At 68.4% G+C, this 25,883-nt stretch carries 14 protein-coding genes and 5 tRNA genes; 11 read left to right on the top strand and 8 right to left on the bottom strand.

The features are described from left to right. Positions 1-71: 71 nt before the first annotated feature. Positions 72-1,997, top strand: a complete 1,926-nt coding sequence (locus ISU07_RS09495; RefSeq protein ID WP_194706547.1) for a DUF4012 domain-containing protein — start codon at positions 72-74, stop codon at positions 1,995-1,997. Positions 1,998-2,003: 6 nt separating this feature from the next. Here the strand turns inward: ISU07_RS09495 and ISU07_RS09500 are convergent, their stop codons facing one another. Continuing rightward, positions 2,004-2,342 carry a hypothetical protein gene (locus tag ISU07_RS09500; protein WP_228521577.1) on the bottom strand — a complete coding sequence of 113 codons (339 nt, stop codon included), beginning with the start codon at positions 2,340-2,342 and terminating at the stop codon, positions 2,004-2,006. 47 nt (positions 2,343-2,389) lie between these two features. Next, positions 2,390-3,997: an MFS transporter gene (locus tag ISU07_RS09505; RefSeq protein ID WP_194706548.1), complete on the bottom strand. Its 1,608-nt coding sequence runs from the start codon at positions 3,995-3,997 to the stop codon at positions 2,390-2,392. A gap of 105 nt (positions 3,998-4,102) precedes the next feature. Here ISU07_RS09505 and ISU07_RS24755 point away from each other — a divergent pair, with 105 nt between their 5' ends. After that, a complete protein-coding gene (locus ISU07_RS24755) occupies positions 4,103-5,293 on the top strand; it encodes a glycosyltransferase (protein ID WP_194706549.1) in 1,191 nt (396 codons plus the stop codon). A 2-nt stretch (positions 5,294-5,295) separates the two neighbouring features. Here ISU07_RS24755 and ISU07_RS09515 read toward each other — a convergent pair. From ISU07_RS09515 to ISU07_RS09530, 4 genes are all read right to left on the bottom strand, one after another. Further along, positions 5,296-5,367, bottom strand: a tRNA-Ala gene (locus tag ISU07_RS09515). A 6-nt stretch (positions 5,368-5,373) separates the two neighbouring features. Beyond that, a tRNA-Val gene (locus ISU07_RS09520) sits at positions 5,374-5,445 on the bottom strand. An 82-nt stretch (positions 5,446-5,527) separates the two neighbouring features. Then, on the bottom strand, positions 5,528-7,960 hold the full coding sequence (locus ISU07_RS09525) for a M6 family metalloprotease domain-containing protein (RefSeq protein ID WP_194706550.1): 2,433 nt from the start codon (positions 7,958-7,960) through the stop codon (positions 5,528-5,530). A 115-nt stretch (positions 7,961-8,075) separates the two neighbouring features. Further along, the gene (locus ISU07_RS09530) at positions 8,076-8,897 is read right to left on the bottom strand and encodes an aminotransferase class IV (RefSeq protein WP_194706551.1); all 822 of its coding nucleotides are present in this window, start codon (positions 8,895-8,897) and stop codon (positions 8,076-8,078) included. Between the two features lie 113 nt (positions 8,898-9,010). Here ISU07_RS09530 and ISU07_RS09535 point away from each other — a divergent pair. The 3 genes from ISU07_RS09535 to ISU07_RS09545 all read left to right on the top strand — a co-directional run bounded on the left by ISU07_RS09535 (position 9,011) and on the right by ISU07_RS09545 (position 9,294). After that, positions 9,011-9,083, top strand: a tRNA-Gly gene (locus ISU07_RS09535). Between the two features lie 31 nt (positions 9,084-9,114). Further along, positions 9,115-9,185 (top strand) — tRNA-Cys (locus tag ISU07_RS09540). 34 nt (positions 9,186-9,219) lie between these two features. After that, positions 9,220-9,294, top strand: a tRNA-Val gene (locus ISU07_RS09545). 135 nt (positions 9,295-9,429) lie between these two features. Here the strand turns inward: ISU07_RS09545 and ISU07_RS09550 are convergent. Then, a complete protein-coding gene (locus tag ISU07_RS09550) occupies positions 9,430-9,636 on the bottom strand; it encodes a helix-turn-helix domain-containing protein (RefSeq protein ID WP_194706552.1) in 207 nt (68 codons plus the stop codon). Positions 9,637-9,841: 205 nt separating this feature from the next. Between ISU07_RS09550 and ISU07_RS09555 the strand changes: the two genes are divergently transcribed. The 6 genes from ISU07_RS09555 to mobF all read left to right on the top strand — a co-directional run bounded on the left by ISU07_RS09555 (position 9,842) and on the right by mobF (position 24,933). Continuing rightward, positions 9,842-11,296 carry a type I restriction-modification system subunit M gene (locus ISU07_RS09555; RefSeq protein WP_194706553.1) on the top strand — a complete coding sequence of 485 codons (1,455 nt, stop codon included), beginning with the start codon at positions 9,842-9,844 and terminating at the stop codon, positions 11,294-11,296. After that, positions 11,293-12,429, top strand: coding sequence for a restriction endonuclease subunit S (locus ISU07_RS09560; protein ID WP_194706554.1), 1,137 nt, complete (start codon positions 11,293-11,295; stop codon positions 12,427-12,429). The genes ISU07_RS09555 and ISU07_RS09560 overlap by 4 nt, the downstream gene beginning before the upstream one ends. 21 nt (positions 12,430-12,450) lie before the next feature. Beyond that, positions 12,451-13,515, top strand: a complete 1,065-nt coding sequence (locus ISU07_RS09565; protein WP_228521579.1) for a PDDEXK family nuclease — start codon at positions 12,451-12,453, stop codon at positions 13,513-13,515. 9 nt (positions 13,516-13,524) lie between these two features. Then, the gene (locus ISU07_RS09570) at positions 13,525-16,875 is read left to right on the top strand and encodes a DEAD/DEAH box helicase family protein (protein WP_194706556.1); all 3,351 of its coding nucleotides are present in this window, start codon (positions 13,525-13,527) and stop codon (positions 16,873-16,875) included. A gap of 242 nt (positions 16,876-17,117) precedes the next feature. Beyond that, positions 17,118-21,149 (top strand): NACHT domain-containing protein, encoded by a 4,032-nt coding sequence (locus ISU07_RS09575; protein WP_194706557.1) that lies wholly within the window; start codon positions 17,118-17,120, stop codon positions 21,147-21,149. 190 nt (positions 21,150-21,339) lie between these two features. After that, the gene (gene mobF, locus ISU07_RS09580; RefSeq protein ID WP_194706558.1) at positions 21,340-24,933 is read left to right on the top strand and encodes a MobF family relaxase; all 3,594 of its coding nucleotides are present in this window, start codon (positions 21,340-21,342) and stop codon (positions 24,931-24,933) included. Here mobF and ISU07_RS09585 read toward each other — a convergent pair. Then, entirely contained in the window at positions 24,854-25,804 is a 951-nt protein-coding gene (locus ISU07_RS09585; RefSeq protein ID WP_194706559.1) for a hypothetical protein, read from the bottom strand. The genes mobF and ISU07_RS09585 overlap by 80 nt on opposite strands. Positions 25,805-25,883 lie beyond the last annotated feature (79 nt).

Here is a 25,883-nt window from a genome sequence, read left to right on the forward strand (position 1 = left end):
GTTCCTGCGCGGCGGTTTCGCCTCAGCACCTATCCTTCCTGCTACGGATGCAGGCCGGACGAGGGGGCTCGATGGCACGCGAGAAGCGTGGATCCGGGGGTCGGCGCCGCCGATGGCCCTGGGTGCTGCTCGCCCTCGGCGTGCTCGCGGTCGTCCTGGTCGGTCTGGCCCTGCTGGCCCGCCCGATGATGGACGTCAAGCCGCAGGCCGACGCCGCGCGTGACGAGCTGGGCATGGCCCAGGACGCCATCAAGGCCGACGACATCGACGCGGCCCGCGCCCACGTGGCCGCGGCTCGTGTGCACGTCGACGACGCCTCCTCGCGGGTGAACGGCTTCGGCGGTGACGTGTGGCGGTGGGTGCCGGTGGCCGGTGGCGCGGTCAACGACGCCCGTCACCTGGTCGGCGCCCTCGACCAGGCGACGTCCGTGGCCGAGATCGGCACCGAGGTCTACCCGAAGGTCATGCAGAGCGACAGCCTCGTCCTCAACTCCACCGTCGACCTGGCCCAGGTCGAGGACATCCTCACCTCGCTCAACCAGGCCGGCCTGCACCTGCGCGCGGCCGCCGACGACCTCGCCGCGGTCAAGGGCAACACCCCGATCGTCGGCCAGCAGGTGCGCGACGCCCGCGACGAGGCGATGGCCAAGATCGAGCCGCTCCGGACGACGTACGACGAGGCCGAGCCCGTCCTCGACGCGCTCCCCGACGTGCTGGGCGCCGACGGCGACCGGCACTACATCGTGGCGATCATGAACCCCGCGGAGCTGCGGTACTCCGGCGGCGCCACCCTCACGCTGGTGCCGCTGACCCTGGCGGACGGCAAGGTCGAGTTCGGCGACACGGTCACCAACGAGGACGTGGTCGCCGACACCGACGGCAAGATCAAGTGGCCGAAGGTGAAGGGCAACCCGTTCCACACGCCCGGCAAGACGCGGCTGATGAACGCGACGTTCTCGCCGAACTGGTCGCAGTCCGGCGAGGAGCTGCTCCGGGCCTGGCAGGTCCGGTTCGGCCAGAAGTTCGACGGCGTGATCACCGTCGACCTCCAGGCCCTGGCCCGGCTGATGAACCTCACCGGCCCGGTCGAGGCCGAGGGCGTCGGCCAGCTCGACTCCGGCAACCTCGTCAAGGTGCTCGCCGGCAGCTACGACTACTACGACACCGAAGAGGAGCGGAAGGCCATCAACGCCGCGGTCGTGCCGGCGTTCCGCGAGAAGCTCTTCGAGGGCGGTCACTTCGCCGACAAGTTCGAGACCCTCGCGAACGCCGCCAAGGGCCGGCACTTCGCGCTGTACTTCCGTGACCCGCGGCTCCAGGACGCCTTCGAGAAGCGCGGCCTCGCGGGCGACCTCAGCGGGACCGACCACGACTACCTGGGCGTGTTCACCCAGAACATCAACTCCAGCAAGGCCGACTACTGGCAGGCCCGCCGGGTCGAGTCCGACGTCAAGCTCGCGGCGGACGGCAGCGCGCAGGTGCACCTGACCGTGACCATCGACAACAACTCGCCGGTGTTCACGCCGCCGTGGACCGACAACCAGCCCGAGGACCCGGCCAAGGACCCGCACTGGGGCTACTACACCCGCTGGGCCGGCAACGCCGTCGCGGTCTTCCTGCCGAAGGGCGCCACGGTCGAGGGCCAGCCCACGATGCGCGGGATCCCTTTCCGGCCCATCATCCGCTCCGTGATGGACCGCCCGTACTTCTACCGCAAGGTCACCCTCGAGCCGAACAGCAAGGCGGTCCTCGACGTCACCTACACGGTGCCGCACGCGGCCACGGTCGACGGCGACGCGATGACGTACCGGCTCGACCTCGACCCGCAGTCGATGGTCGGTCCCGAGGCGGTCGAGGTCACCCTGCACCTGCCCGAGGGCTACGGCCTCAGCAGCCCGCCGCTCGGCTGGAAGATCGCCGACGGTCGCACCCTGTCCTACGACACCGCCGGGATGGACGACTCCCCGCGGTGGTCGATCGCGATGACCAAGCTCTGACGCTCCTCAGGCCTGGTCGAGGGTCCCGGCCGGGAGCCACTCCTCGACCAGGATCCAGCCACCGACGCCGGCCGGGTCGGGGACGGGGTGCACGACGCGGCCCTGCCAGCCCGACGCCGTACGCCGCCACTCCAGCAGCAGCGCCGGCAGCCGGCCGTGCTGGTCGCGGACCCAGCAGTGCCTGAGCCTGTCGGGTCCGCGGCCGGGCTCGGGCGACGGTGCCGCCGAGGCTGGGGCGGGAGCCGGGTCGGGAGCCGGTGACGCGGCGGCGGCCTTGGTCGCGGCGATGCGCTCGGCCATGGTGCCGTAGGGGTGTCCCCCGCGCTTGTTCATGCCTCCGGCCACGGCTCCAGTGTGGCACGAGATCGAACAGGTGTTCGAGCGAACCGGTGTCAGCGGTAGTTGACGCGGGCGTGGTCGTCGACCGCGGAGCGGGACCGCGGAGCCCCTGCCAGCGCGGTCAGGAACGTCGTGCGGTCGACCGTCAGCAGCGTGAGCGGGGTGTCGGCCGTGACCGTCGCCGTGCGGTGCCGGTCGGCGTGCAGCAGCGCCAGCTCGCCGAACCAGTCCCCCGCGCCGAGCCGACGGATGGTGTCCGAGCCGTGCGCGACCACCGCCTCGCCCGACTCGATGACGTAGAAGAGGTCGCCGACCTCGCCCTCGCGCACGACGGCGACGCCCGGCTCGTGCCACTCCCGGCCGGAGAACAGCGCGAGCCGCTCCACGACGCGGGGCGCCAGCGGCGCGAAGACCGAGACCTCCTGGAGCAGGGCCAGCCGGTCGGCCGGGACCACCGTGGACGCGTCGAGCCGTCCCAGTGTCCACCAGGCGAGTCCGGCCACGACGGGCAGGAACAAGCCGGTGACCACGAACGCCAGGGCGGGCCCGAGCCCCGTGACCAGGGCAGGCGCCATCACCGCCCCGAGCGCGAGGCCCGCCATGGAGGTCGCCTCGTTGAGACCGAACATCGCCGTCAGCAGCCGGTCGGGCAGCAGCCGCTGCACGAACGTGCGCACCGTGACGTCGAAGAAGACCTTGCCGGCTCCTCCCAGCGCGATCAGCGCGAACGCGGGCAGGACGGAGGTCGACAGCCCGGCGAGGGCGATCGGCACGCCGGCGACGACGGCGGCCGCGACCAGCACCGGCGCCAGGCGCCGTGACCCGATGAGCACGACGGTGAACGCCGCTCCGACGACGCCACCCAGACCCGCCGCGGAGTTGAGGACACCGGGCCCGGCCGACGACGTCTCGAGGATGTCCAGCGCGAGCACCACGATGAGGATGTCGAGCGTCCCGATCAGGACGTACTCGGCGGCCACCATCCCGCTCAGCAGCCGCGCGGCCGGGTCCCGCAGCACGGACCGGGACACCGACGGGCCGGTGTCCGACCCGTCGTCGAAGGTGTGCGGCACGCCCGGACCCAGCCCCAGCGTGCACAGCACGCCGAGGGTGGAGGCGGCGCCCATCGCGACGAGCACGCCACCCGGGTGCCACCACGCCGTGAGGATGCCGCTGACCAGCGGCCCGAGGAAGATCGCGGCCGCCTCCATCGAGCCCGAGCCGGCGTTCCCCGCGGTGAGCTCCGCGGCGGTGTCGGAGATCTCCGGGAGGAGGGCGTGGTGGACCGGCCGGGTGAACGTCATGGTCACGGCCGAGCACGCAGCCACCACGCAGGCCACCACGAACGGCACCTCGAGCAGCACGGCCACGCCGACGACCGCCATGGACACCGCCTGCGCGGCGTACCCCAGACGCAGCGCCCGCGGTCCCCGCATCCGGCCGAGCCAGGCGGCCGCGGGCGAGGCCAGCACCGCCGACGGCACGAGCTGGGCGACCGCGATCGCGCTGGCCCCGCGGACCCCCTCCGCGTCGTACGCCCACACGAGCAGGGCGATCCAGCTCGCCCACTCGTTGAGGTTGAAGAGGAAGTACGCCGCGAGGGCGCCGCGCATCCGGCGGTTGCCCCAGCACCGCCGCAGAGCCTCGCCCCGTCCCCCCATCGCCTTCCCTCCCCCGTTGATCGTGCTGCCTCGGTCGCGGGAGCACAATCGGGCATTTGCCCGGGGTCGGGACGGGACTGACTGGCTGTTCAGTACGCTCCGCGCGTGCCGCAGCGTGTCCTCGTCGTGGACCACGCCGTCCCGACGCCCGACCGCGACAGCGGCTCGGCGAGCACGTTCTCGACGCTCCAGATCCTGAGGAGCGCCGGCTTCGAGGTGACCTTCGCGGCGGCGGGAGCAGACCCCGACGAGCCGTATGCGCGCGCCGTCGCCGCGCTCGGTGTGTCGGTACCGCGGGTCGCCGACGCGGAGGCCCTGGTGGAGGTCGTGTCGGCGCTGGCGCCGGTGCACGACGTCGCACTGCTCTACCGCGCGCCGACCGCGACCCGCGTGCTGGAGCCGATCCGGGCGACCGCACCCGCGCTCCCCGTGGTCTTCCTGCCGGTGGACCTCCACCACCTCCGGATGGAGCGCGACGCGGCCGTCGGCGGGTTCGACAACCCGGACGTCGGACGGATGCGGGACATGGAGCTCGGCCTGATCAACGGTGCCGACGCCACCATCGTGGTCAGCACCGCCGAGCGCGACCTGCTGCGCACCTCGACGCCCGGGGCCACGGTCCACGCGGTCCCGCTGATGCGCGAGGCACCCGTGCTCGCGTCCGCCCAGCGCGCCCTGTTTCGGCGACGTCGCGTGCTCCACCGTCTCGGGCCGGTCGGCCGCTGGGCGAACTCGCGGTCGGCCGAGCTGCGGCGCCGGCGCGACCTGGTGTTCCTGGGCGGGTTCGCGCACACCCCCAACGCCGACGGCGTGCACTGGTTCGTCGACGAGGTGCTCGGCCTGGTCCGATCGGCGGGTGTGACCAACCGGTTCGTGGTCGCCGGCCACGGCATCCCGCCGTCCGTGGCGGCGCTGGCGCGCGAGGACGTCGCGGTGGTCGGGTACGTGCCGGACCTCGCCGACCTCTTCGCCACCGCCCGCATGAGCCTCGTCCCGCTGCGCATCGGCGCCGGCTTCAAGGGCAAGATCGTGACCGCGATGAGCTACGGCGTGCCCACGGTGACCACGTCGATCGGCGCCGAGGGCGGCGGCCTGGTGGAGGGGCGCGACCTGCTGGTCGGCGACTCACCCGAGGAGCTCGCCGCGCAGGTCGTCCGGCTCAGCCGCGACGACGACCTCTGGCAGGCGATGGCGGAGGCGTCGTACGACGCGTTCGTGAACGGGTTCTCGCACGAGGCGGCGGGGCCGGGGCTGGTGGCCATCGTGCGGGATCTGGCGAGGAATTCTCGCTCATGAGGTGGGCGATACTGGGTTCGAACCAGTGACCTCTTCGGTGCAAACGGCAGAGCCGCGCTACCACTGCGCCAATCTCGAGGTGGGCGATACTGGGTTCGAACCAGTGACCTCTTCGGTGTGAACGAAGCGCGCTACCACTGCGCCAATCGCCCTTCGGGTCCCTTGCGGGACGAGGCGAAACCTTAGCGCACGGATCCGGCCGATCCGGCATCGAGGTCGGCTACCGCCACGGCGTCAGCCGTGCCAGCGCAGCACCAGCTTCCCGGCGTCCGAGACGCCCGCGACGGCGATCCGGTACGTCGTGCCGCGCACCACCTTGAACGACACCAGGCTGCGCCTGCCCTCCGCGCTGTCGTCGTCCGCGGCCACCCGGTGCAGGTGGGACACCGTCGAGCCGGTGTAGACGGCCAGCAAGGTGTCGAAGTTCGATCCCGACAGGTCGACGACGAGACGGCCGCTGGCCGGGGCCTTGTACGAGTACCAGACGGAGTGGTCGGCCGGCTGGCCGGCGACCTTGGTCGGTTCCTTGCGCTCGAGGGTGGCTCCTTCGGTGGAGCCCAGCACCCGACCTGGGCTGCCCGTCAGGCGGACCGCGTCGCGCAGGTCGTCGTTGCCCGGTGTGAACGCGTAGGTGAGCAGTGAGAGGCCTTGCGCCACTGCGCCGGTGGCCGACGAGCCGTCCACGGCGACGCGGTAGGTCCTGCCACGCTCGACACGCGCGGTGAGGGCACTCCAGGTGGCCGCACCGCGGTTGTCGTTGTCCGCCACCTTCTTCAACGACGAGACGGACGTGCCGCTGTAGACGCCCAACACGGTGTCGAACCTCGACCCCTGCGTGGAGAGCGCCAGGTCGCCGTCCGCCGGTGCCGTGAACCGGTACCAGATGGACGCGCCACCGGGGTCTCCGGCGACCGCCGGCTCCCCCGCTTGCTTCGTGGCCCCGCTGGTCCCGCCCTGCAGGCTGCCCTCTGCTCCGCCCATGAGGGACGCCGCACTGAACGCGTCGTTCGGGATGGGCGCGGCGAAGTCGGCGGCCATGCTGGCCGGTGCGCACCCGCCCGACACGTGCATCGACACCCGGGTCGCCGCGCCGGAGTACAGCCGTGCGGCCGGCGAGGTGGTGTCGGTGAAGTCGACGTGCCCGCTCGAGCCGGGGAACACGTCCGCGGCCGAGCCGTTGTAGGAGTCGGAGTCGAGCGGCGTCGTACCGATTGCCTCGACGATGTCCACCAGCCGGTGCCGGTCGCGATCGCCGGCCACCGAGCCGAAGGGCGTGACGGACTCGTCGACGTGGTAGACGAGGACCCCGCAGGCGGGCAGGCCGACGTCCCAGCTGAGCTGCTGGCGGTTCTCGACGAGGAAGTACTCCCCCTTGCCGCGTTGCTCGTCGCGCACCCAGTCCACGCCTCCGGGGTTCTCCAGGAGCCGGTACGCCGTGGGGCTCGTCTCCGCGGGCGGCAGCGGCCCACCGGGCAGCCCGCCGAACACACCGGTCGGGGTGACCCAGCCTTGGAGCGACTTGGAGAAGGCGTCGAGCATCGCGGGTGCGGTGCCCGACGGGGTTCCGGGGAGCCTGTTCCAGGCCCCTTCCGCCATCAGGCTCCAGGTGCCGAGCCCGGACGAGGAGCCGTCCCTGTCGAAGAGCGCGGGCAGGCCGATGTCGAAGCCCATCAGGGCCGCCGAGAGACCGATCGTCGACATGTGTCCCGGGTTGTCGGAGGTCCGGCACATCCACTCCCCGATCATGGTGCCCGCGTCCCTGTCGAACTGCATGCCGTCGACCTTGGGTCCCCCGTCCAGCAGCGCGCCCTGGTGGGCCCAGACGCTGGGCCCGCAGACGTCGCCCGCACCGCCGTACGACGTCTCGTACCCCGCCGCCACGATGGCGATGCGCAGCTCGGCCGGCGCGATGCGGCCGTCCTTGTCCTTGTCGAAGGCCTGGTAGTCGACGTAGCGGTCGGCGCCCCTCAACGCGTCCTTGGTGAGCTTGGCCCGCCGGCTGTCGAAGTCGCCCGCGAAGTTCGGGTGGGGGTAGGGCATCTTCAGCCAGCCGACGACACCGTCGTCGCGGCTGCCGCTCGTCTCCCGCGCCGGGACGAGCTGGAGGATGTTGAAGCTGTTGTCGCGGTAGTAGGCCGCGAGGCTCCCGCGCGAGCCGAAGTACTGGGCGGCCCAGGCCGCCTCGGAGCTCCCCACCGGCGCCCGGTCGGAGAACGACACCAGGATGACCAGCAGCGGCTGCCTCCCCTGGCCGCTCCCCGGGACTCCGTCGGCGTCGAGATGGCTGGCAGCGGGGCGGTCGGAGGCGCCGGTCCCGGCGGCGTACCGCCAGGTTCCCGAGGCATCCTTCGCGACCGCGTGGCCGTCGAGCGTGCGGAAGCCGTGGTTCCTCGCGTCGCCCCAGGCGACCACGGTCAGGTGGCTTCCGTCAGGCTGCTGGACCCTGTAGGGCCCTGGGTTCACCGGCATGCTCTGCCCGCGCGCCCCGGAGACGGGCTCGCTCGACCGCGGCGCCTGGCCCTGGCCCTGGCTCCGGCTGGCCTCCGCCACCCCCGGCGTCGGCGTCATCGCCGCCACCAGGCCCAGCGACGCGGTGGCCGCGAGCAGGACCACCCGTCCGAGCCTGCGGTGCTTGCTGCTCCTCGTCCAGGCGTCGCGTGCGGGCATGGTGCCTCCTCAACGATGGGTCGATCCCCCGAGAGTGCGGCATGCGGGCGTCCCGCTCCATGGGTTAAGAGACCCGGAAGTGCCGGGAAGTTCACGCCCTCCCCAGGACGTGGGCTCAGGCGCCCAGCAGCTCGGGCTCGCGCCGCCGCCAGGTCGCCAAGGCATCCGCCGTCACCGGACCGGGCGCGGGCAGCTCGCGGTCGTCCCACCGCGCTACGGCCTGCACGTCGCGGGTCGTGGACGCCAGGAACACCTCGCTTGCCTCGTCGACGACCTCGATCGGCTCGTCCACCTCGCGCCCGCCGACCCACTCGAGGATCAGCGCGCGGGTGACGCCGGCGAGGCAGCCACTGGCCAGCGTCGGCGTGCGCAGCTCGCCGTCGACGACGTAGAAGACGTTGCTGCCCGTGCCCTCGCACAGGTGGCCCGCAAGGTTCGCGAACACCGCCTCCCCGGCCCCGCGCCGCTTGGCCTCGGCCAGGGCGACCACGTTCTCGGCGTACGACGTCGTCTTCAGGCCCGCGAGAGCACCCCGCTCGTTACGTGGCCACGGCACCGTCGCGACGCTCGCGGTCGGCGGCCAGGCCGTCATCGGCGCCGCGGCGACGATCAGCGTCGGCGGGGCATCCCCCCGCCCGGACCCCATCGGCGCCGGCCCGCCGGTGTACGTGATGCGCAGCCTTCCCAACGCCAGCCCACCGTCGGCCAGCACCGCCTTGATGCCCTCGCGCACCGTCGCGTCGTCCACCTCCGGGAGCCCCAGCCCACGTGCGGACCGCTGCAGCCGCTCGAGGTGCCGGGTCAGCGCGAACGGCTGGTCGTCGACGATCTTGACCGCCTCGAACACCCCGTCCCCGACCGTCAGACCGTGGTCGCTGACGGTGATCGCCGCGCTCTCCGGGTCGTCGAGGAGGCCACCGTTCACCCACACCCGCATGCCCCCGACCCTAGGGCGCACGACCCCGCGCCACGCCCGCCGGACCTGAAATTGGAGGAGGTTGGGTGTTTGGGTATGGTTCTCTTCGTTCTGCCGGGCAACCGGTCAGACAAGCGGACGTAGCTCAGTTGGTAGAGCGCAACCTTGCCAAGGTTGAGGTCGCGAGTTCGAGCCTCGTCGTCCGCTCGGGAGTTGCCGGCCACGTGTGGGCCTCCACGGTGGGTTGGCCGAGAGGCGAGGCAACGGACTGCAAATCCGTGTACACGGGTTCAAATCCCGTACCCACCTCGAACAACTCAAAGATGCACCCAGCACCACCCACGGGCGATTGGCGCAGCGGTAGCGCGCTTCCTTGACACGGAAGAGGTCACTGGTTCAAACCCAGTATCGCCCACCATATAACCGCAGGTCAGAGGCCCTTTCGAGGGCCTCTTTCCAATTCGGGGAACAATCGGGGAACAAGCGCTTCTGACCAGGTCTGTCCGCTCCCCCGGGGTGGTTGAGGTGCGAGCGAAGCGAGCCTCGAAACCACTCATCCCGCCCGCCGCCAGCCGCCGACGGGCCGTGCGTCGGTGAACCTGTCTATCGAGTCGACCTTGATCCGCAGCGTCTTGCGCCCGAGCCGCACCGCCTCGAGGTGCCCGTCGGCGATGTAGCGACGGACGGTCTTCGTCGAGACGGCGAGGATCTCGGCGGCGTCGGTCAGCGACACGACCTTGCGAGTGATGGTGGCAGCCATGGGAACTCCTGGGGTCGGTGGCGGCCCGTCTGGCCGCCGTCGTTCCCCAAGGCCGACGCGCGGCAGCGAGTGGCCATCAGCGTGTGCAACATGACCACTTGTGTCGGTGGCAACGGCCATCCTGCAGGGCTGCCCAGAGATCCAGGGCAGCGGGAGGTGGCCAATGCCGCCGTCTGAACGCCGTGCGCTCACTAGAGTTGCGCCAGTGATCACGGGTGAGCTGAAGAGCAAGATCGACCGCGTCTGGGACGCCTTCTGGTCCGGTGGCATCAGCAACCCGCTGGAAGTCATCGAACAGATCACCTACCTACTGTTCATCCGACGTCTTGACGACATTCAGACCCTGGCGGAGAAGAAGGCGCGCGTCACCAGGACCGAGGTCGACAACCCGGTCTTCCTGCCGGGCCATGCGCACCTGCGGTGGGGCCAGTTCAAGAACGCCTCCCCCGAGCTGATGCACAAGACCATCGCCGATGAGGTGTTCCCGTTCCTGCGCAGCTTGGGCGACGGCACCACCTACAGCGAGCACATGAAGGACGCCCGCTTCACCATCCCGACCCCGGCGCTGCTGTCCAAGGTCGTTGACATGCTCGACGACATCCCGATGGCGGACCGTGACACTAACGGCGACCTGTACGAGTACCTGCTCTCCAAGATCGCCTCCGCCGGCGTCAACGGCCAGTTCCGCACCCCTCGGCACATCATCAAACTCATGGTCGAGATGGCCGCTCCTGAGCCGTCGGACGAGATCTGCGACCCGGCCTGCGGCACGGCCGGGTTCCTGGTCGCCGCGAGTGAGTACGTGCGCGACACCCATGCCGAGGCCCTCCTCGACTCAACGCAGCGCATGCACTTCCACGCCTCGATGTTCCACGGCTACGACTTCGACTCCACCATGCTGCGCATCGGCAGCATGAACATGCTGCTGCACGGCATCGAGTCCCCCGACATCCGCTACCGAGACTCTCTCTCCGAGGGAGCAGCCGGAGATGCAGACAAGTACACGCTGATCCTGGCCAATCCGCCGTTCGCGGGCTCACTCGACTACGAGTCTGCGGCCAAGGACCTACAGCGCGTGGTCAAGACGAAGAAGACCGAGTTGCTCTTCGCCGCGCTGTTCCTCAAGCTGCTCAAGCCTGGCGGGCGGGCTGCGGTCATCGTCCCGGACGGCGTGCTGTTCGGCTCTTCGAAGGCGCACAAGGACCTGCGGCGCATCCTGGTCGAGGACCAGAAGCTCGACGCGGTCGTGAAGCTGCCCCCCGGTGTCTTCCGTCCATACGCTGGTGTCTCGACGGCGATCCTGTTCTTCACCAAGACCAACTCGGGCGGCACCGAAGACGTCTGGTTCTACGACGTCCGCGCCGACGGCTTTTCTCTCGACGACAAGCGCAACCCCGTCGAAGCCAACGACCTGCCCGACGTGCTCGCCCGCTGGCAGAACCGCGCGACCGAGAAGGATCGTGCCCGGACCGACTGTTCCTTCCTCATTCCCAAGGCGGACATCGTCGCCCAGGGCTACGACCTCTCGATCAACCGGTACAAGGAGATCGTCCACGACGAGGTCGAGCACCGCGCTCCGCTGGAGATCATCGCCGACATCGAGACTCTGGAAGACGAGATCGCCAAAGGGCTCGCCGAGCTGAAGGCGATGCTCTCGTGACCACGCTCGGCGACGTCTGCACCGTTCGGTCATCGCTTGTTGATCCAACTCGTCCGGAGTTCGCCCGCCTGCCTCATATCGCGCCCGACTCCATCGAGAAGGGCTCCGGACGTCTACGTGACTATCGGACGGCTGGCGAGGACGGCGTAACCAGCGGCAAGTACCGATTCGAGGCAGGCGACGTCTTGTACTCGAAGATTCGTCCCAACCTGAACAAGGTAGCCCTCGTCGACCTCGCGGGGGTTTGTAGTGCTGACATGTACGCGCTCGATGTCGACCGCAACCTCGCCATTCCCGAGTACGTCGCGTACGTACTCCGCAGCCAGGACTTCCTCGACTACGCGACGTCTTTGTCGAACCGCGCAAATATTCCGAAGCTCAACCGCGAGCAACTCCTCCGATTCGACCTACATCTGCCCCCCGTCCCCGAGCAGCGCCGCATCGCCGCGATCCTCGACCACGCCGACGCGCTCCGCGCCAAGCGCCGCCAGATCCTCACCCACGTCGACGCGTTGACGCAGTCGATCTTCAACGAGATGTTCGTGACTGAGATCTGGAGCTCAACACTCGGTGAGATCGCGAACGTTCAGATCGGCCCTTTCGGCTCGCTGCTGCATAAGGAGGACTACGTCTCCGGTGGCGTGCCCGTCATCAACCCGATGCACATCCGGGACGGACAGCTGCAACCAGACGGCGAGTTTTCTGTGACTGACACCAAGGCCGCTTCACTCTCGCTCTACCGGCTTCACGAAGGGGACGTTGTTCTCGGGCGACGAGGTGAGATGGGTCGCGCCGGCGTCGCCGGACCCGGGCACGATGGCATGCTCTGCGGAACCGGCTCCTTGATTCTTCGGCCCCGCGCCGTGGATAGCCGCTTCCTTCACTCGGTCGTCACATCTCCTCGGATGAAGTCGCATTTGGAGCGGAGCGCCCTCGGTGCCACGCTCCCGAATCTGAACGCCACCATCGTGAAGACGTCCCCGGCGCCTAGGGCATCCGACCGGGCCCAGGCAGAGTTCGCCGAAGCTTTGGGGGCAGTGGATGAGTCTCTCAACGCTGTGCGGCGAGCCGCGACCAAAGACGACGAGCTCTTCGCCTCTCTCGAAGCCCGCGCGTTTCGAGGGGAGCTGTGACTGATGCCCGTTGAGATGAGGATGTGGCGCATCGACGGCGACGAGCCGAAACCGCTGGCGACATCTGTGCTCCCTGCAGAGAAGGACCTGCACGAGTTCCTCAAGCGTGATCCTTCGCTTCTCGGAGATCGCCTGCTCGTCATCGGCAGCGAGGTGATCACGCCGTACGGGCCGCGTCTCGACCTGCTGGCAATTGACGTCGACGGCAATCTTCACCTGCTGGAGCTCAAGCGCGACAAGACCCCACGCGAGGTCGTCGCCCAGGTGCTCGACTACGGCTCGTGGGCGTCCACCCTGTCGCGCGACGACATCATCGACATCGCCACCAAGCACCTTGACCAGCCGTTCGAGGCGGCGTTTGAAGACGTATTCGGCAGTGCACCACCCGACGAGCTCAATGGCGAGCTGAGCTTGACCATCGTGGCGGCCGAGCTCGACGCCAGCTCGGAACGGATCGTCAACTACCTGCGCGAGTTCGGCGTCCCGGTCAACGCCGTCTTCTTCGCGTATCTGGAGGACGACAACCGGCGCTATCTCGCAAGGTCGTGGCTGGCCGCGTCCGACGAGGAGACGGCGGCCGCTCCGAAGGGCAGCAAGAAGAGCAAGCGGGCGCCGTGGAACCAGATCGACTGGTACGTGTCGTACGGCGGAGGTCGCAACTGGGCCGACGCCCGGCGATTCAACTTCATCGCCGCCGGTGGTGGCCGGTTCTACAGCCAGACGATGCGTTCGCTGCCCGAGGGCGCACGCGTCTGGGTCAACCTCCCAGGGACCGGCTACGTCGCGGTCGGCAGGACGCTGTCGGCCGCCAGCAGGTGGATAGACGCGCGGGTCAAGGTCGGTGGCGCCTGGGTACAGCTGGCCGAGCAGGATCTGGAGTCCCAGCCGCATGCACGCTTCGACCACCCCGACGACGAGCAGGCGGAGTGGGTTGTCCCCGTGGAGTGGCTCGACGCCCGGCCTGAGAGCGACGCCTACTGGGAGAAGGGCATGTTCGCCAGCCAGCACAGCGCGTGCAAACTCAGGCAGGAGTTCACTCTCGAGCGCCTTGCTACCCACTTCGATATCGACAGCGACGGCGAGTGAACTATCGCCATGGGCAACTTCGACTTCGTCCGCCAAACGCTGCCGTCGCTGCATGACGACTGCGCCCGGGCTGAGTCGTACCTGTCGTCGGACCCGCGTTCGGCGTGCTTCTACAGCCGGCGCGTCGTCGAGGAGCTGGTCGGCTACCTCTACGAAGTCCTGTCGCTGCCGATCCCCTACCGCGACGACCTGGCCGCCAAGATCAACGACGCAGCGTTCAAGGCGAAGGTGCCGCAAGGCATCGCCCAGAAGTTGACGGCGATCCGGCGCATCGCCAACACAGCAGTGCATGAGAACCGGAAGATCCGCCCGGATGTCTCGCTGGCCGTGCTGCGCGAGCTGTTCAACGTCGTGGTGTGGACCTCGTATCACCACTCGCCGCAACCAGGCGTGGTGCCGCTGAAGGCGCAGTTCGACCCGGCGGTCGCCGCCAAGGCTGCCCCGCTGTCTCGCGAGGAGTTTGCCCGCCTCGCTACGAAGTTCAAGGAGCGGGACGAGGCGTACGCTCGCGAGCTTGCCGAGAAGGACGAACGCCTCGCGGCACACGAGGCCGAGATCGCCGACCTGAAGCGGCAAATCGCGGCCGCCCAGGCCGCAGCCGCTCCTGACACCCGGGACTACGACGAGGCGGCTGCACGCGACCTGTTCATCGATGTCCTGCTGCACGAGGCCGGCTGGGAGCTGGCCGAGGCGCGCGACCGCGAGTATGAGGTCACGGGCATGCCCAACGCCGAGGGCACGGGCTTCGTCGACTACGTGCTGTGGGGTGCCGACGGCCTGCCGCTGGCGGTGGTGGAGGCCAAGCGCACGTCGAAGTCCCCCGAGGTCGGCCAGCAACAGGCCAAGCTGTACGCCGACTGCCTAGAGGCCCAGTTCGGGCGCCGACCCGTGATCTTCTACACCAACGGCTACGAGCACCGGATCTGGGACGACGCCGGCGGCTACCCGCCACGGGAGACCCAAGGCTTCTACACCCGCGACGAGCTCGAGCTGCTCATCCAGCGCAGGCAGACCAAGCTGCCGCTCACCGCGGCGCAGGTGAACACCGACATCGCCGGCCGGCCCTACCAGGTGCGCGCAATCAAGGCTGTGGGAGATGCTCTTGACCGCAAGCAGCGTGAAGCGCTGCTGGTCATGGCCACCGGGTCGGGCAAGACTCGCACCACCATCGCACTGGTCGACCTGCTCCAGAAGGCGAACTGGGTCAAGCGGGTGCTGTTCCTCGCCGACCGCACGGCCTTGGTGCGCCAGGCGGCGAACGCATTCAAGGAGCACCTGCCCGGCTCGACGACCGTGAACCTCGTGACCGAGAAGGCCGTCGAGGGCCGCGTCTACGTCTCGACGTACCCGACGATGATGAACCTCATCAACGAGGTCGACGGCGGCCTCCGTCGGTTCGGGCCGGGCCACTTCGACCTCATCGTCATCGACGAGGCCCACCGCTCCGTCTATGCCAGGTACGGCGCGATCTTCGACTACTTCGACGCGATGCTCGTCGGTCTGACGGCGACGCCGAAGGACGAGGTCGACCACAACACCTATCGACTGTTCCATCTCGAAGACGGCGTACCCACCGACAACTACTCCCTCGACGAGGCCGTCGAGTCCGGCTACCTCGTGCCACCGAAGGGCATCAGCGTCGGCACCCAGTTCCTGCGTTCGGGCATCAAGTACGACGACCTCACCGAGGAAGAGCAGGACCAGTGGGACGCCCTCGACTGGGGCGAGGACGGTCCGCCCGAGGAGGTCGATGCCGAAGACCTCAACCGGTTCCTCTTCAACGAGGACACCGTCGACAAGGTCCTCGAAACCCTAATGATCCAGGGATACAAGGTGGCCGGCGCCGACCGACTGGGCAAGACGATCGTCTTCGCCAAGAGCCAGAAGCACGCCGAGTTCATCGAGAAGCGCTTCAATCTCGCCTATCCCGAGCTTGCCGGCCACTTCGCCCGCGTGATCACCCATGGCACCCCGTACGCGCAGTCACTGATCGACGACTTCTCGATCAAGGACAAGGCGCCGCACATCGCGATCAGCGTCGACATGCTCGACACCGGCATCGACGTCCCCGAAGTCGTCAATCTCGTCTTCTTCAAGATGGTCCGCTCGAAGTCGAAGTTCTGGCAGATGATCGGACGTGGCACACGCCTGTGCCCAGATCTGTTCGGCCCGGACGAGGACAAGGAGGATTTCCTCGTCTTCGACTTCTGCGGCAACCTCGAGTACTTCAGCCAGGATCTCCCGGGCTCGCAGGGCGAGATCCAGAAGTCGCTGTCTCAGCGTCTCTTCGAAGCGCGCCTCGGTTTGGTGATCGGGCTGGGTGACACCGAGCCGGACCTGCGGACCTCGACCGCGTCGACGTTGCACGAGGTCGTCGCGGGGATGAACCTTGACAACTTCGTGGTCCGCCCGCACCGCAAGGCAGTCGAGAAGTACGCCGACACCGGCGCCTGGAGGTCGATCGAGGCGGAGGACACCGAGGCACTGCTCGCGCTTGCCGGACTCCCGTCGTCGGTTCATGACGACGATGAGGACGCCAAGCGCTTCGACCTGCTCATACTGCGCCGCCAGCTCGCTCAACTCGACGGCGACGCGGTTCTGGCCGAACGACTGCGCGAGACGGTGCAGCGCATCGCGTCCGCGCTGCTAGGCAAGACAACCATCCCGAGCGTCGCCGAGCGGGCGGTGCTGCTGGAGTCGGTCGCCGGCGATGAATGGTGGATCGACGTCACCCTGCCCATGCTCGAGGAGGCGCGCCGCAAGCTGCGCACCCTGGTCCGCTTCATCGAGAAGACGTCGCGCAACCCCGTCTACACCGACTTTGAGGACATCCTCGGCGAGGGCATCGAAGTCGTCCTACCCAGAGTCACGCCCGGCACGAACTTCGAGCGCTTTCGCGCCAAGGCAGAGGCCTACCTGCGCGAGCACCTCGACAACCTCGCCCTCCAGCGCCTCCGTCGCAACAAGCAGCTGACCGGAGAGGATCTCACGGAGTTGGAGCAGATGCTCGTCGCCTCGGGGGGCCACCACGTCGACATCGAATGGGCCACCGAGCAGGGCGGCGGCCTCGGCATCTTCGTCCGCAGCCTCGTCGGCCTCGATCGGTCCGCGGCCATCGAGGCATTCGAGAACTACCTCGACAACACCAAGTTCTCCGCCGACCAGGTCCGATTCGTGAACCTCATCATCGACGAGCTCACCAAGAACGGAGTCATGGAGCCGGCCCGTCTCTTCGAGTCCCCCTACACGGACCACGCCCCCACCGGCCCCGACTACTTCTTCCCCGATGCTGACGTCGAGCTCATCGTCGACACGCTCGAGCACATCAAGCAGACCGCCGTGCCCGAGGTTGTGGCGTGACGCCGCGCCCTGGCGGTGCCCATGTCCGCTTGAGAGAGATTCGCGCCCACGAGGGGAGTCAGGCTCGGGCATGGGAGGAGCTTTCTTACCAACTTCGTCCGCCCGTGCGAGATGGTCACCTCGAGACTCGAAAGACCCGTGCTCCGGACGCGGGAGTCGAGTGGTACGAGCTCTACTCGGACGGGCACCAAGAGGGATTCCAGGCGAAATTCCATGCCAGCCTCGCCGACGCACTCGGTGGCATGCGTGAGTCTGTCGAGGCCGTCTGTGCGAAGCGTCCGAGCCTGACGAAGTTGACCTTCGTGGTGCCGTACGACTTTACGGACTCGGGGGCAGGGACCACCAAGGCAGATCAAGACCGTTGGGACGAGGCCGTCGCCCGGTGGCGCTCCGATTTCCCAGCCGCGAGCGGAATCGAGTTCGCCACCCTTCGCGCCGGAGACATCACAGCAGAGCTGACTCGGAAAGAGCATGCTGGACGTCGCGAGTATTGGTTCGGCGGACTCGAGATCACGGACGAGTGGTTGAAGGACAGGTTCGCCGAGTCGGTCCGAGTGGCAGGTGAGCGCTACACCCCTCAGGCCGACTCCCCGTCGTCCATCAACGGCATCATCGATGCGTCGGTGATCGGCCCATCGTTCGTCGCCACTGCCCGTACTCTCGCCAAAAGCGCGATCGGCGCAGCCATGCATGACATCGGAATGTGGGGCGCCAGCACGGGCGCAGCAGTACCGTTGATCACAGAGCTCGACGACGCCTGCGCACATACCTTCGGCACTGGCGATAGCGAAGGGGACGTCTTGCCACCCCTCGTACCTGATCTCGGGAAGATCGCAGGGCTCACGAGCAGGCTGGTCGATCTTGCGTACGTCGAGTGGGAGAAATTGTCGACCTATGACCGGCGAAACCTGGATTCAGCCATTTCCGCTCTGCAGGCCCTACAGTACTTGGCCACCGGCAGCGCCGCCAAGGCCCTCACCAATCGCGGATTCGCTCTGATCGGCCCGGCGGGCCAAGGCAAGACCCACGCGTTGATGCGTGCTGTCGACGACTGTCTCACTCGCGGTGTTCCAGCCCTCGCCATCCTGGGCCAGCGGCTGAGCGATAAGAACTGGTGGCCGGCAACGGCGGAAACACTCGACGGAATGGCTGTCGCCAGCGACGATTTCCTGCAGGCGCTCGACTCCTTGGCGGAGGCGCGACACTGTCGTGCTCTCGTAGTGATCGACGCGATCAACGAATCTCAGTCACCCAGGCGATGGCGAGACGAACTGCCGGCTATGCTCGCGCAGTTCCAGAAGTACCCCCACGTCGCGCTCGTCGTGTCCTACAGGACCGACTACCGCGATGTAGTCGGAGCACCGGCCTCGCTAATCGAGATTCGGCATCCAGGACTCGCAGGTCGTGAAGCGGAGGCACTGGCGGCGTACTGCAACCTGTTCGACATTCCCATTCCGTCCAAGGGCCTCTTCGAACCAGCCTTGAGCAGTCCGCTCTTTCTCCGCATGTATTGCGAAGTGATGGCAGCAGACCCCCTCGAGGGGGCTGACGCTCCCTCACGATCCAGCCTATTCGGGCGTTACTCGAAGGTGATTGGACGAAAGGCGGCTAACAGGCTCAACCTCGCCCCGACAAGCCCGATCATCTCAGACGCCATGACGCATGTTGCCGACCGCATCCTCGACAACGGTGGGCGACCTGTCCCCCGCGAGCTGATCGAGCAGGAGGTGGATGCCTACCTTCCCAGCCGGACGTGGCCAGACACACTCTTCCAACAGTTGGCGAGCGAAGGCCTCATCGAACTCCGTCCTACCTACAACGGGACTGAGGCCGTCGCCTTTCCGTTCCAGGCGTACTCCGAACACCTCCTCGCCGACCGACTCCTGGCGACGGTCGAGTCAGAGTCTCGTGCCTGGGCCCGCCGTCTCATCCCACTCCCGCGGGAGGTGAAGAGAAGGCGGTTGCTTGCGAAGAAGGTCGCGGGCGCACCGTGGTCCTGGCGGTCGTTGGCTGTAGTACTTCCGGAAAGGGAGGGCGTCGAGCTCATCGACCTCCTGCCCGACATGCCCGACGACTTCCGACTGCAGGAGGCGATGCACGAGAGTCTGACGGACCGTGCTGCCTCCGCCTTCGGGGACCGCGCGCTGGAGCTCCTTAGCCAGACCATCGCATTAGGTCCCGAGGACGATGCGCGTGGAGTCGAAGCCGTTCTCGCCTTGGCAGCGCGTGAGGGGCACCCAGGAAACGCAGACTGGCTACACGCACAACTCGTCGGGCGCTGCATGCCAGATCGAGACGCAACCTGGTCGATCACGACCTTCCAAGTCGATGAGTACTCCGACGCATATCGGCGGCTGACCAAATGGGCGGAGCGCCTCTCGAACTCAGTTGGCGACGAAGAGGTGCGGCTCGCATCGATCCTTCTGATGTGGCTGTTCACATCCCCAAACAGGTTCCTCCGAGACGGTGCGTCGAAAACGTTGGTCAAACTTCTGTCATCGCATCTAGCTGTGACGCCTTCACTGGTGCGGGCCGCGAGGGAGACCGATGATCCGTACGTCCAGGAGCGCGTGCTGACGTGCTGCTACGGAGCAGTTCTCGTAGGCGGCGACGAAGACCTCGACGGTGTTCGCGTCCTATTTGAAGAGTTGTCTGACTGGAACGTGTCTGGCCTCCCGATCGACGTCATCGCGCGGGACTCTGTCCGAGGCATCGCCGCATGGTGTGCCGACCGCTCACTCCTCGCGGAGGCAGGCTTGCCCAACTTCTCACCCCCTTACGGCGCTGAACCACCCAACGAGCCACCGACTCGAGGCGAGCTTGAAGCAGCCCATGGTCCGATCAAGGATGCCGATGGCAACTTCACCGCCTGGCGCGCGTCGTCGATCCTCCACTCGTGCCTGGACTGGTACGGCGACTTCAACAAGTACGTCGTGAAGAGCGACGTGGAGTTCTTCAGTTGGCATCCGCTATCTGGTCCGGCTCCAACTCAGAAGAACCACAAGAATCCGCTAGATGAGGTGGACGTCAACTGGGCGGGGCGGTGGATCGCAAACCGCGCCATCTCGCTTGGCTGGACCACAGAGCGCTTCGAGTCGTTCGAACAGAATCACAACCTCAGGCGCGGACGAGAGGCACACAAGGCCGAGCGGTTCGGCAAGAAGTACCAGTGGATTGCGCATCGAGAACTGCTGGCGCGCCTCGCCGACAACTTCCACCCGTCCTTTGAGACATGGAGTACCAAGCAGAACGCATACGAAGGGCCGTGGGTCTGGTACGGACGTGACTTCGACCCGACCCTCCCGCCGAGCACTGTCATTGGTGAGTCCCAAGTCTGCTGCGTAGCCCGAGACGCAGCCGCCGAGTGGGCGACGCTCGACTCCCCCGCGATGGATGTCACCGCCACTCCAGACGAGTGGGTTGCGAAGACCGACGACCTCCCAACCGCCTCGTCGATGTTCTCGTGCTCCGATCTAGATGGCCGCAAGTGGATCGCGATCCAGCGCTACTCGACCTGGGATCGGGACAACGCACAGCGCACAGGGATGTCTAAACGGGAACGTGACGTCTTCTTCCTGCAGTTCTCGTGGCTCGTGCCACGGGGCCAGGGAGCCCAGCTGTATGAGTTCATCGAACGCGAGGGCCTATCCGGCCGGGGAATGCCAGAAACGAGGCGTATGCGGCACCAGTACCTCGGTGAGACAGCGGCTGCGCCGATTGTGTCGACCAGCGAAGTCGAAGTGGACGACTACGACATCCCGATCAAGTTGCGCGATCTCGGGCTCCAGCCCATACCCGCGGTAGAGCAGTACCTCTGGGAAGGCAGCACCCTGGACTGTTCGATTGACGAATCCGTCGACTTCTACGCGCCCACACCCGAACTCCTTGGCGCGGCCCGATGGGTAGGCCATCAGGCAGCGTGGTCCGTGGACGGGCGAGTCGTGGCCCGAGCGATTGAGTTCCCAGAGGGCGAGAACGCACAAGATGTGCTCCTGGTCGACGCCGAATGGCTCGCCGGCAGGCTTCAAGACCTGGAGGCCGACATGGTGATCGGCACGCTCAGTGAACGCCACGCTCTACCGATGGATGACGACGACTTCCGCCGAATGGCCTTCTCAGACGTCTGCTACGTAGCGCTCGTAACGTCGGACACGGTCAGTCGAGCGGCTGGACCCCTGCTCAAGGTCAGACGCCAGGTCGACGAAGACCCGGATGTTGCCGCGGACGAGGATGGGATAGGCGCAGATGAACCCTTTGACCCAAGCTCGATCTAGCGCCCCGCTGCAGTCTCCGCCTCTGCTCCCCGCTCCGCCGCCCTGATTTCCCATCTCACGGTTCGCGCTCCCCGTCCTCCCATGGCCATCTCCCCGCACTTCCCGACCACTCACTCCCCGACCACACACCTCTTTCATTGGCCCGCCCGCCCTGGCCACTCGCGGCAGGCCCGTGGCCCTGCGGCATGTGATGACGCTGCATAAGCTGTCGGCCGGGTCGGGCTACGAGTACCTCACTGACCAGGTCGCTGCGCTCGACTCGACGGAGAAGGGCGCCACTCCCCTGGCCGACTACTACGCCGCGAAGGGCGAGGCGCCCGGTCGCTGGGTCGGCTCGGGGCTCGCCGGGATCGACGGACTCGAGACCGGGGACGTAGTCACCGCCGAGCAGATGAAGCACCTCTTCGGCACCGGGTCGCATCCTCTGACAGGTGAGCCGCTCGGGTCGGAATACAAGGTCTACGGGACCGAGGGCGTCGACGGGTTCAACGCCGAGGTGCAGCGGCGGGTTTCGACAAGCTCAACCTCCGCGGCGGGTCGTCCGCCCGACGACCTCGTCGCGAGGATCAAGTCGGAGGTCGCACGCGAGTGGTTCGTCCGGGAGCACGACCGCGAGCCGGCCTCGGAGCGCGAGCTGTCGGCTGCGCTGGCGCGCTACTCCCGGCCACGGCAGACCGCGGTCGCCGGGTACGACCTGACGTTCAGCCCGGTGAAGTCGGTCTCGACGCTCTGGGCCGTTGCCCCACCCGAGGTCGCCAAGTTGATCGGACAGGCTCACGACGCTGCGGTCGCCGACGCGATCGCCTACCTCGAGCGCGAGGTGATCTTCACCCGCGAGGGTGCGAACGGTGCTCGGCAGGTCGAGACCCGCGGGCTGATCGCGACCGCGTTCACCCATCGTGACTCCCGGGCCGGCGACCCGGATATGCACACCCACGTCGCGGTTGCGAACAAGGTGCAGACCCGCGAGGGCAAGTGGCTCTCGATCTACGGACGGGTGCTGCACCAGCACGTCGTGGCCGCCTCGGAGACCTTCAACACCGCGCTGGAGCACCACCTGCACGCGCTGCTCGGCATCCGCTTCGAGGCTCGTCCGGCCCTGCCGGGCGGCAAGCGGCCGGTGCGCGAGATCGTCGGGGTCGACCCGAGCCTCTGTCGGCTCTGGTCGACACGTCGAGCCGATATCGCCAAGCGGCAGCGAGAGCTGGCACGCGACTTCACCCGCGCTCAGGGGCGGCCACCGACGCCGGTCGAGGCCGTGGCGCTGGCCCAGCAGGCGAACCTGGAGACTCGCCAGGCCAAGCACGAGCCGCGCTCGGAGGCCGAGCAGCGCGACGCGTGGCTGCGGCAGGCCACGGACCTCCTCGGCTCGGCGCGGCTCGGCGCGATGATCCGCGCCGCGCTGCACCCGAGCGCCCCCGAGCCGCAGCAGGTGTCGGCGGACTGGGTGAGCGCGACAGCGCGGCGCGTACTGAGCGAGCTCGAGTCGCATCTGGCGACCTGGCAGTCCTGGCACGTGTACGCCGAGGCGCAGCGCCAGGTGCGGGACGTCGCCGTGCCTCCGGACCGGGTCAGCGAAGTCGTGCAGTGGGTCGTCGACGCCGCCGAGCAGCTCTTCATCAACCTGACCCCCGGCCGCGACCCGATCACCGAGCCCGACGCGCTGCGGCGCTCGGACGGCACCAGCGTCTACCGCCATACCGGCCGCGACCACTTCACCAGCGCCTGCGTCCTCGAGGCCGAGGAGCGTCTGCTCGCCGCGGCCGGGATGAACGGTGCGTTCTCGTTCGATCCCGAGGAGGTCGAGATCACCATCCGTGCCGCCGCGGTCGAGGGCGACCGACTCAACCGCGGTCAGCGCGACCTGGTGCTGGCGATGGCCAGCAGCGACAGCCGGGTCCGGCTCGCGCTCGCGCCCGCCGGGTCGGGCAAGACCACCGCGATGAAGGTGCTCGCGCAGGTGTGGACCGACCGCGGGTACGACGTGATCGGGCTCACCCCCTCGGCCGCCGCGGCCGCCGTGCTCACCGACGCCGCCGAGATCTCCAGCGAGACCCTGGCCAAGCTCGACCACCAGATCACCACCGACCGGTTCGAGGGCTGGGCCGCCGGCATCGGCCCACAGACCCTGATGGTCATCGACGAGGCCGGGATGGCCGACACCCTCACCCTCGACCGGGTCGTCGGCTTCTGCCTGGCCCGCGGCGCCACCGTCCGGCTCATCGGCGACGACCAGCAGCTCGCCGCGATCGGCGCCGGCGGCGTACTCCGCGACATCGCCCACCGGCACGGCGCCGACCGGCTCGACGAGGTCGTCCGGTTCGCCGACCCCGCCGAAGCAGCCGCATCCCTCGACCTGCGCGAGGGCGATCCCGCCGCGCTCGGGTACTACCTCGACCATGACCGCGTCCACGTCGGCGACACCGAAACCTGCGTCGAGACCGTCTTCGACTCCTGGACCCGCGAGACCGGCGGCGGTCGCGACTGCCTCATGCTCGCCCCCACCCGCGAGCTCGTAGCCGAGCTCAACGCCCGCGCCCGCGCCGTACGCCTCAAAGGGACGAAGCCACGCACCGAGGTGCCGCTGCGCGACGGCAACCAGGCGTCGGTCGGCGACACGATCATCACCCGCCACAACGACCGCCGCCTCGGCGTCAGCGGCACCGACTGGGTCAAGAACGGCGACCGCTGGACCGTCACCGGCGTCCACGCCGGTGCTCTGACGGTGCGGCACACCGGCTCCGGGCTGGCCACGACGCTGCCCGCGGAGTACGTCGCCGCGCACGTCGACCTCGGCTACGCCAGCACCGTGCACACTGCCCAGGGCCTCACCGCGGACGCGATGCACGGCATCGTCACCGGCGAGGAGTCCCGGCAGCTGCTCTACACGATGCTCACCCGCGGCCGCAGCGAGAAACACGCCCACGTCGTGCTCGCCGCTCCCACCGACCCGCACCAGCTCGCCCTGCCCGGCCTCGGCGACCAGCTCACTGCCACCGAGATGCTCGAAGGCATCCTCGCCCGCGATGGCGCCGCCGTCTCCGCCACCACCAGGGCCGCCTCGGCCGCACGTGTGGAGGCACAGCTGCACGAGGCGGTCGTCCGGTACGCCGACGCGGTCGCCCTTGGCGCCCGGCGCGTGCTCGGCTCGGGCGGGGAGGAGGAGCTGGACGCCGCCGGCGTCGGCCCACTCCCCTGGCTCCCCGGCATCCCTTCAGGCGTAGCCGCTCACTCGACGTGGGGTCCGTGCCTTGAGGCTCGGGCCCAGCGGGTCCGGACCCTGGCCGACCGTGTCCGCTCGCAGCCGCGGGACACCCTGCCGGCGTGGGCCGAGCGGTACGCCGACGTCCTTGACGGTGCGCTCTACGGCGAGGTCGCTCTGTGGCGGGCAGCTCAGGGCGTCCCGGACGACGACCGCCGACTCGCCGGCCCGCCACCCGACGACGATGCCGCCGCGGCGTACCACCGCAAGCTCACCACCCGGATCAACCAGCGCTACACCGACATTGTCCGCGACTGGGAGTCGAAGATCGTCGAGCGTGTTGGCCGCAGCGACGACCAGACCCTGCAGTTGGCGCGCGAGCTCGACCGGCTGCAGCGGACCGGGCACGACGCCGAACGGCTGCTTGCCCGCGCGGCGTCCCGCAAGCCGCTGCCCGACGACCATCCGACCGCCGCGCTGGCGTATCGGATCCGCACCCAACTCAAGCCGAGGCGCGCAGCACCAGCGGAACCCCATCCGTCCCGACCGGCTCCCAGCGAGGGCCCTGGCCTCGGCTTGTGAGGAACTCGTCGTAGACCCGCTCGGTCTCGAGCAGGTCCCTCTCGGTGGGCAGCCGGTGCGGGTGGTCGGCGCGCCATTGCTTGAGCCGGGCGTCGTCCTGCCAGCAGTCGACGTACGCCGCGAGCTCGTCGACCGCGCTGCCGAGCCACCGCCGCAGCGTACGCGCGGCCTCCGGACGCCGTCGGGCGATCTGGTCGACCAGCGCCGGCGAGGTGAGTCCGCACCGCCCACGGCGCATCGGCGCGTCCGCGGCGTGGGCGGCCACCGCCAGCTCGTGCAGGAGCCAGACGTCGATGCCCCCGACGGCGTTGTCGCGCAGTGCGGCGTCGAGCACCTCGACCAGCTCGTCGTACGGATCGACGCGCTCGGACTCTCCCTGCACCGCCTGTTCCTCGAACCGGTCCAGCAGGACCGCCTGGCTCCACGCCCGATCGCGCTGCCGCCCGTGGCTGCCGACACCCAGCTCGGCGAGCACGGCGCGTCGGGTGCTGTTGAGGACCGCCTTCGCCAGCCCGTACGGCGAGTGCAGGTGGCTCCGGGAGACCTCGATCCAGAGCTGGCCGGCGACCAGCCCGTCGATGTCCGCGGTCAGGTCGCGCAACCCGTCGGCCAGGTTGACTGCGCCGGGCAAGAGCAGCCAGACCAGCGCAGCCCGCGCCGCGTCCTCGGTCTGCGCGATCTCGGCCAGGCGACCGAAGACACGGCCCTTCGCCTCACGCTCGGCGCACCAGGTCCAGGCCCGGAGGTCGGTCAGGTCGTCGACGACCGCGAGGTCGGGGTTCTCGGCACACCACCGGAGCCACCCGGCCCGTGCCTCGGTCATCAGTGCGGATTCGGGGTCGTCGAATCCGAAGTAGTCAGCCACACTCATCTCGCACTCCTTCAGGTCAGTGGGTGCCTTTGGAGGACAGGTGTGCAGGCCATCGTCCCGCTATGGGCGCGTCAGATCT

The sequence above is a fragment of the Nocardioides islandensis genome (assembly GCF_015352455.1).
GTDB classification, from domain to species: Bacteria; Actinomycetota; Actinomycetes; order Propionibacteriales; family Nocardioidaceae; genus Nocardioides; species Nocardioides islandensis.